The sequence below is a fragment of the Cellulosimicrobium cellulans genome, from assembly GCF_001722485.1.
GTDB classification, from domain to species: Bacteria; Actinomycetota; Actinomycetes; order Actinomycetales; family Cellulomonadaceae; genus Cellulosimicrobium; species Cellulosimicrobium cellulans_A.
In genome coordinates this window covers 1-6,576 of record NZ_LWGL01000166.1, presented here as the reverse complement: position 1 = coordinate 6,576, position 6,576 = coordinate 1, and the positions used below count along the sequence as shown (strand labels likewise).

At 75.2% G+C, this 6,576-nt stretch carries 6 protein-coding genes, 1 tRNA gene and 1 pseudogene; 6 read left to right on the top strand and 2 right to left on the bottom strand.

The genetic code is table 11. The annotated features are described in order from the left end of the window. Positions 1-403, top strand: a pseudogene (locus JZ5iCDA_RS19035) (hypothetical protein); the annotation flags it as partial. A 92-nt stretch (positions 404-495) separates the two neighbouring features. Beyond that, positions 496-568 (top strand) — tRNA-Ala (locus tag JZ5iCDA_RS14430). A 115-nt stretch (positions 569-683) separates the two neighbouring features. Here the strand turns inward: JZ5iCDA_RS14430 and JZ5iCDA_RS14425 are convergent. Further along, entirely contained in the window at positions 684-1,070 is a 387-nt protein-coding gene (locus tag JZ5iCDA_RS14425) for a MerR family transcriptional regulator (protein ID WP_171905392.1), read from the bottom strand. A gap of 111 nt (positions 1,071-1,181) precedes the next feature. Between JZ5iCDA_RS14425 and JZ5iCDA_RS14420 the strand changes: the two genes are divergently transcribed. Then, positions 1,182-2,273, top strand: coding sequence for an alkene reductase (locus tag JZ5iCDA_RS14420; protein ID WP_069387791.1), 1,092 nt, complete (start codon positions 1,182-1,184; stop codon positions 2,271-2,273). A 132-nt stretch (positions 2,274-2,405) separates the two neighbouring features. On the opposite strand, the gene JZ5iCDA_RS14415 is transcribed toward JZ5iCDA_RS14420, so the two are convergent. Next, positions 2,406-2,948, bottom strand: coding sequence for a DUF4190 domain-containing protein (locus JZ5iCDA_RS14415; protein WP_083260037.1), 543 nt, complete (start codon positions 2,946-2,948; stop codon positions 2,406-2,408). 136 nt (positions 2,949-3,084) lie between these two features. Here JZ5iCDA_RS14415 and JZ5iCDA_RS14410 point away from each other — a divergent pair, with 136 nt between their 5' ends. The 3 genes from JZ5iCDA_RS14410 to JZ5iCDA_RS14400 form a co-directional block, all read left to right on the top strand. After that, positions 3,085-4,689 carry a hypothetical protein gene (locus JZ5iCDA_RS14410; protein ID WP_139123129.1) on the top strand — a complete coding sequence of 535 codons (1,605 nt, stop codon included), beginning with the start codon at positions 3,085-3,087 and terminating at the stop codon, positions 4,687-4,689. 92 nt (positions 4,690-4,781) lie between these two features. Then, positions 4,782-6,263, top strand: a complete 1,482-nt coding sequence (locus tag JZ5iCDA_RS14405; protein WP_069387789.1) for a family 20 glycosylhydrolase — start codon at positions 4,782-4,784, stop codon at positions 6,261-6,263. A gap of 95 nt (positions 6,264-6,358) precedes the next feature. Then, on the top strand, positions 6,359-6,576 hold a 218-nt coding region (locus tag JZ5iCDA_RS14400; RefSeq protein WP_216093453.1), incomplete at its 3' end, for a hypothetical protein.

Below are 6,576 nucleotides of genomic sequence, written 5' to 3'. Positions count from 1 at the left end.
GTCGGCTGCTGCGTCGCCGGCGCCCGCGGCGCCCGCGGCGGCCACGGTGACCGGGGCGGACGGCGGAGGCGGGGCCGCCACGGCCGTCACCGACGCCACGGACGCCCCGGCGGACGCCGAGCAGCCGGGCCGTGAGCGTACGGAGGACCGCGTCCCGTCCGGGCGCGCCTGGGACCCCGTCCCCGTGCCACGGCCGACGTACACGATGAAGCCCACGGCTCCGCGCCGGGAGCCGGCTCCGCTGCCGCAGGCCGAGCCGTCACCGTCGGCGGGGGGCGCGACGGCCGTCGTGGCGGCGCCGGCGCCCGAGCGGGCGGAGGGCGACGTGCAGAAGCCGAAGACCGAGACGCTCGGCCTCGACCTCAACGAGATCCTCGCCCGGCGTCGCGCCGCGGGGCAGTAGCCCGCGGGTGACGCCGGGTCGAGGGCCGGGCGCGCCCGCGGTGCCGGTTTGCAGGACCCCGCCCCCGAGGTGCTAATCTGTACACCGCTCGAGGGGCTATGGCGCAGTTGGTAGCGCGTCTCGTTCGCAATGAGAAGGTCGGGGGTTCGAATCCCCCTAGCTCCACCGCTGAAGGGGCCGTCGATCTACGCGCAAGCGTTGATCGACGGCCCTTTCGCACACCCGGGGCGTCGGCCCAAGGCTCGCCGGGCCCGCTGCGCGGGCGGTCCGCACGGTCGGGTCAGCCGGCGGCGGCCTCGGTGTCCTGCGCCTGGAGCGCGCGCCAACGTCGGTTGGTCGCGATGACGTCGTCGAGGGCGCCCAGCGTGACGACGAGGTCGTCGATGCGGGCCTTGAGCAGCTCTCTCTCGCGGAGCATCCTGTCGAACGACCGGTCGCTGGCCTGGATGCTCGGCTCGTAGGTGCACGGCAGCAGCTCGGCGATGACACGGCTGGTCAGCCCGGCCGCGTACAGCATCTTGAGGAGCGCGACGGTCTCGACCGCCTCCTCGGGGTAGTGCCGCTGCCCCGAGGCGCTGCGCTGTGCCGTCAGCAGACCCTGCTCCTCGTAGTAGCGCAGCGAGCGCACGCTGACCCCGGCTCGTTCGGCCAGCTCTCCGATCCTCACCAGCACCTCCATGATCCCGGTCACATCCTCGCCCGAGGACTTGCCTCTGACGTCGGCGTGAGGTTCTAGCGTAACCGGCGTCCAGTCGCCGACACCGGAGGAGCGCCGCCGATGACCAGTCTCTTCGACCCCTACCAGGTGGGCGGGCTCACCCTGCCCAACCGCGTCGTCATGGCGCCCATGTCCCGGGTGCGCGGTACCGCGGACGGGCGCGCGACCGCGCGGATGGCGACCTATTTCGCCCAGCGCGCGAGCGCGGGGCTGCTGATCTCCGACGGCGCTCAGCCGAATCTCGTCGGGACCGCCAACCCTGGGGCCGCAGGCCTGCGCACCGAGGAGGAGGCCGCCTCGTGGAAGCCGGTCACGGACGCGGTCCATGTCAACGGTGGGCGGATCTTCGCCCAGCTCATGCACGGTGGTCGCATCGGCCACGAGTCCATCACCGGTGTCCGGCCGGTCGGGCCGTCAGCCGTCGCAGCCGACGCCTCGGTCTTCACCCCGGCCGGCCCGCGACCCGCACCGGTCCCACGCGCGCTGGCCACGGAGGAGGTCCCCGAGCAGGCGCGGTCGTACGCCGAGGCGGCCGTCCGTGCGATCGGCGCCGGCTTCGACGGCGTCGAGGTCCACGGCGCCAACGGCTATCTGATCGGCCAGTTCCTCTCCTCCAACGCGAACCTGCGCACCGACCGGTACGGCGGCTCGATCACCAACCGCATCCGGTTCGCCGTCGAGGCCGTCGAGGCCACGGCCGACGCGATCGGCGCCGCCCGGACCGGTGTCCGCCTCTCGCCCGGCGCCGGGATCTGGGACGTCGTCGAGCACGACGTCCCCGAGCTCTACGGAGCCCTGCTCACGGAGCTCGACGGGCTCGGTCTGGCCTACGTGCACCTCGAGGCGACCGCGGACGACGCCACCATGCTCGAGCTCCGCAGGCGCTGGGGCGGCACCATGATGGTCAACCCGAGCACCTGGCTGCGGCGCGGCGGAGCGGCCTACGGCCCGGTGCCCACCGACCGGGAGTCGGCCGACCGTTGGCTCGGCCTCGGCGCCGACCTGATCAGCTTCGGCCGCGCCTACATCGCCAACCCTGACCTCGTCGAGCGGCTGCGCCTCGGGCTGCCCCTCGCCGGGGCCGACCCTGCTCACTTCTACGCCGGTGACACGGGCTACATCGACTACCCCGCGTACCAGCACGCCTCCTGACCGACCCGCACGGGTCCGCGCAGACCCGCGCTCGACGGCGGAGCGCCTGACGGCGCGTGGTGGGCGCGCCACGGCCCGGACGCACGAGAGCCCCGGACCGCACGGTCCGGGGCTCTCGCGTCGCCGCTGGTCTCAGGGGCAGGTGATGAGCACGCCGTTGAGCGTGGTGGTCTCGCCGGACGGCACGCCCTCGCACGCCTCGGCGACGGCCTGGACGCCCTGCCAGAAGACGACGCCGAAGATGATCGAGCCGATGAGCACGATGGCGCCGACGATGATGCCGGCCACGGCGATGCCGTTGCCGTACCCGGCCTTCTTCGACTTGTTCAGCGCGACGATGCTGAGGATGATGCCGACGATCGACAGGCAGCCGAGGAACGACAGCACGAGGCCGATGATGCCCATCGTCTTGCCGGGGTTCTCACCGGGCGCCTGGTAGCCGGGCGTCGACCCGTACTGCGGGGCCTGGGATGCGCCGTACTGCGGGCTCTGCCCTGCCCCGTACTGCGGCGCCTGCGGTGCGCCGTACTGCGGCTCGTGCTGAGCGCCGTACCGAGGCGCCTCGGGCTGCCCGGACTGCGGGTTCTCCGGCTGCTGCGAGCCGTACGACGGGGGTCCGGACGGCGTCGGGTCCTGCGGGTCGCGGGGCCGATCGGGCTGGTCGGGGGTCGACATGCAGTCTCCTCATGGTCTCGGTGGGGTCGTGCGCAAGTATGCCGGGGGCAAGGGTGGTCCGCGAGCCGCCACGCCCTCACGAGACCCTCACCGCCGCCGGTCGTGAGCAGCCGGACCGTGCGCGATGATGGGGCACGTGAACTTACGGAAGGTCCGATTCGTCACGATCGCCGCGACGGCCGTCCTCGCCGTGGGGGTGGCGTCCGCGGTCGCCGGGTGCGCCACCGAGTCCGCCGAGGCCGACAGCTCGTCGCGCGACACGGGGCTCGCCGCCCAGGCGGCCGAGCCGGCCGACAGCGTGCTCGTGCTGGGCTCGACCGACGCCGCCGAGCTCGCGCTCACGGCGAGCCAGACGTTCTTCGCCGCCGCGCCCGTGGTCGTCCTCGCGTCCGCGGACGACGGCGCGGCCCAGGCCACCGCGGCGGCCGCGGCCGCCCGGCTGACCGCGCCGGTCCTGCTGGTGGGCGGGGGGATCTCCGACGACGGCGTGCGCACGGAGCTCTCGCGCCTCGGCACCGTCGCCGTCGTCGAGGTGAGCCCGGACGCGCCTCCGCCGGGGAGCGTCGACGAGGGCGAGACGGAGACCGCGCCGGTCGCCTCGGTGGGCGGCCTCGAGGGCGTCACGACGGTCCACCTCGACGTCGACGCCCTCACGCCCGACGGGGAGCTGGACCCGCGCGACGTCGACGACGTGCTCGCGGCCCTCCCCGAGCGCGGCGAGGCCGACGTCCTCACCGAGGTGCTCGTGCTCGCGCAGCCGGGCGACGCTCACGTCGCCGCCGTCGCGACGGCCCGCGCCGCCGGCGCGCTGCCCGTCGAGGTCGCCGACGGCGACCCGCGCTCCGACCCCGCCGTCGTCGAGACGATCGCCGCCGCGAAGGCGCTCGCCGTCGTCGGCATCGGGCAGGGGTTCGGCACGTCGGAGGACCTCGCCTGGCGCCTGGCGGCCGCGGAGTCCGGGGCGCTGCTGCCGTCCGGCTCCCAGCTCGTGCTCGCCGGGGACTCGAGATATGTGACGACCAGCGCGGACGCGGTGACGTCGCGCCTCGTGGCGGTCGACGAGGAGGACGCGCAGGCCGCGCTCCAGCGGGCGCGCGACGCGGCGGAGGCCTACGGCGCCGAGGACCCGCGGGCCACCGTCCCGGTCGTCGAGGTGCCGGCCACCATGGCGTCGTCGAGCGCCGGTGCGGACGGGAACTACTCGGCCGAGCTCCCGGCCGACGAGCTGCGGCCGTTCGCGGACGCCGCGGCCGCGGCCGGCGTCCAGGTCGTCCTGCGCTTCGAGCCCGGACGGGCGACGTTCGACGAGCAGCTGGACCGGTACGCGGACCTGCTCGCGCTCCCGGGCGTCGGCGTGGCGCTCGACGTCGACGCGCGGCGCGGCACCGGCGGGTCCGGCGCGGTGGAGGTGGCCGAGGTCCAGGCCGCCGTCGACACGCTCGCCGCACTGGTGCGCGCGCAGGGCGTGCCGCAGAAGCTGCTCGTGGTGCAGGTGCCGTCGGCCGACGCCGTGGACGGCCTCGCCGGCCTCGACGCCGGGGACGGCGAGCTCGCGGTCGTCGTGCAGTCGGTCGCGGACGGCGGGTACGCGCCGCGGCTCGACGCGTGGGAGGACGTCGCCGAGGAGCTGCCCGCGGGTGCCGTGGGCGGCTGGACGACCGGCTCGGGGGACCCGGCGCTCGACGTCGAGGGCGTCCTCGCGCTCGAGCCCGCACCGCGGTACGTGGCCGCGCGGTCCTGACCCCGGCGTCGGGCCTTGGCGGGGCCGCGCCCCGCCTTTAGGGTGGGCTCCTAGCAAAACCCTGCCACCCCGCACCCGACACCGAGGTCACGATGGTCGCGCTCATCCCTCAGCCCCTGCACGTCGACGCCGGCGACGGCCACCTCGTCCTGGTGGCCGCGCACGTGCGGTCCGAGGGGCTCGGGGACGCGGCGGCGGGAGCAGAGGCCGTCGTCTCCGACGTCCTCGCCGCGCGGGGGGTCGGTCTCCGCGACGCGGCGGACGCGCCGGGGGCCCCGGGCGTGGTGCCGGTCGTGCTGCGGCTCGACCCGGACGCCGGCCCCGCGGGCTCGACGAGCGAGGAGCGCTACACGCTCGTCGTCGACGCGGACGGCGTGGTGCTCTCCGCACCCGGGCGGGTCGGCCTGCTGCACGCCGCGCAGACCCTGCGCCAGCTCGCGGAGCCCGCCGACGAGGTCGGGACCGCGGGCGGCACGGCCCGGGTGCCGCACGTCGTCGTGCACGACGCGCCCCGCTACCCGTGGCGAGGTCTCTCGGTCGACGTGGCGCGCCACTTCTTCGGGCTCGACCAGCTCCGGGAGGTCGTCGACGTCGCCGCCGCCTACAAGCTCAACGTGGTGCACCTGCACCTGACGGACGACCAGGGCTGGCGCATCGAGACGCCGTCGCGGCCCGAGCTCGTGCGGGTCTCGTCGGACAGCGACGTCTCCGGCGGGCCCGGCGGGTACCTGTCCCTCGACGACTTTCACGCCCTCCAGGAGCACGCCGCCGGCCGCGGCGTGCGTGTCGTGCCCGAGATCGACCTGCCGGGCCACGTCAACGCCGCGACGCACGCGTACGGGGAGCTGCGGCCCGACGGCGTGCCGACCGACGCCTACCAGGGCATCGAGGTCGGCTTCTCGCGCCTGACGTTCGACCTGCCCGCGACCGAGCCGTTCCTGCGCGACGTCCTCACCGACCTCGCGCGCGCGACGGCCGGGGAGCATGTGCACCTGGGCGGCGACGAGGTGCTGACGATGGAGGCCGACGAGTACGCGCGGTTCGTCGAGCTCGGCGAGCGGGTGGTCCGCGAGGCCGGCAAGACGCCCGTCGTGTGGCAGGAGGCCGCGAAGGCGCCGCTGCGGCCCGGCGCGGTCGTCCAGTACTGGGACACCAACGCCACCGACCTCGCGTACCTCGTCGAGGCGGCGCGGACGGGCGCCCGCGTGGTCCTCTCGCCGGCGAACCGCGTCTACCTCGACATGAAGTACACCGAGGACTTCCCGCTCGGGCTGAAGTGGGCCGGGTACGTCGAGCTGCGCGACGCGTACGACTGGGAGCCCGAGGACGTCGTCGACGCGCTGCCCGCCGCGGCGATCGAGGGTGTCGAGGCCGCCGTGTGGACGGAGACGCTGGCGACGACCGAGGACCTGTTCACCATGCTCCTGCCGCGCCTGTCCGCGGTGGCGGAGGTCGCGTGGAGCGCCCCGAAGCGCAAGGACTGGGACGACTACCGGCGTCGCGTCGCGCACGAGGCGGCGTCGTGGCGGCGTGACGGCCGCGCCTTCCACCCGACGCCGCAGGTCGACTGGTGACCCACGGCTGACCGGTGCGCTCGACGTGGCGGCCCTCACCGCCCGCGGGACCGTCCTGCGGTAGCGGAACGGCCGGGACGTGACAGCATCGACCGGTGGCGTCCCTGTTCTTCCCCTCGCCCCTGCCGGCCCGCTCGCCCCTGCCCGGAGGCCGTGCCCGACGACGCGGTCTCGCCCTCGGCGTCACGCTCGCCCTCGCGTGGGCCGCGACCGGGTGCACCGGCGGGTCCGCGCAGCAGGCGCCGGCGGGTGACGAGAGCACCGCGACCTCGGCGACCGCGCCGCCCGGTGCCCGCGCCGCCGCGGTCGAGGG

What these genes read in the sequence shown, in the direction of transcription:
- JZ5iCDA_RS14420 (WP_069387791.1), top strand. Translation starts at nt 1,182, where the DNA reads ATGACCAGTCTCTTCGACCCCTACCAGGTGGGCGGGCTCACCCTGCCC.
- JZ5iCDA_RS14415 (WP_083260037.1), bottom strand. Translation starts at nt 2,948, where the DNA reads ATGTCGACCCCCGACCAGCCCGATCGGCCCCGCGACCCGCAGGACCCG.
- JZ5iCDA_RS14405 (WP_069387789.1), top strand. Translation starts at nt 4,782, where the DNA reads ATGGTCGCGCTCATCCCTCAGCCCCTGCACGTCGACGCCGGCGACGGC.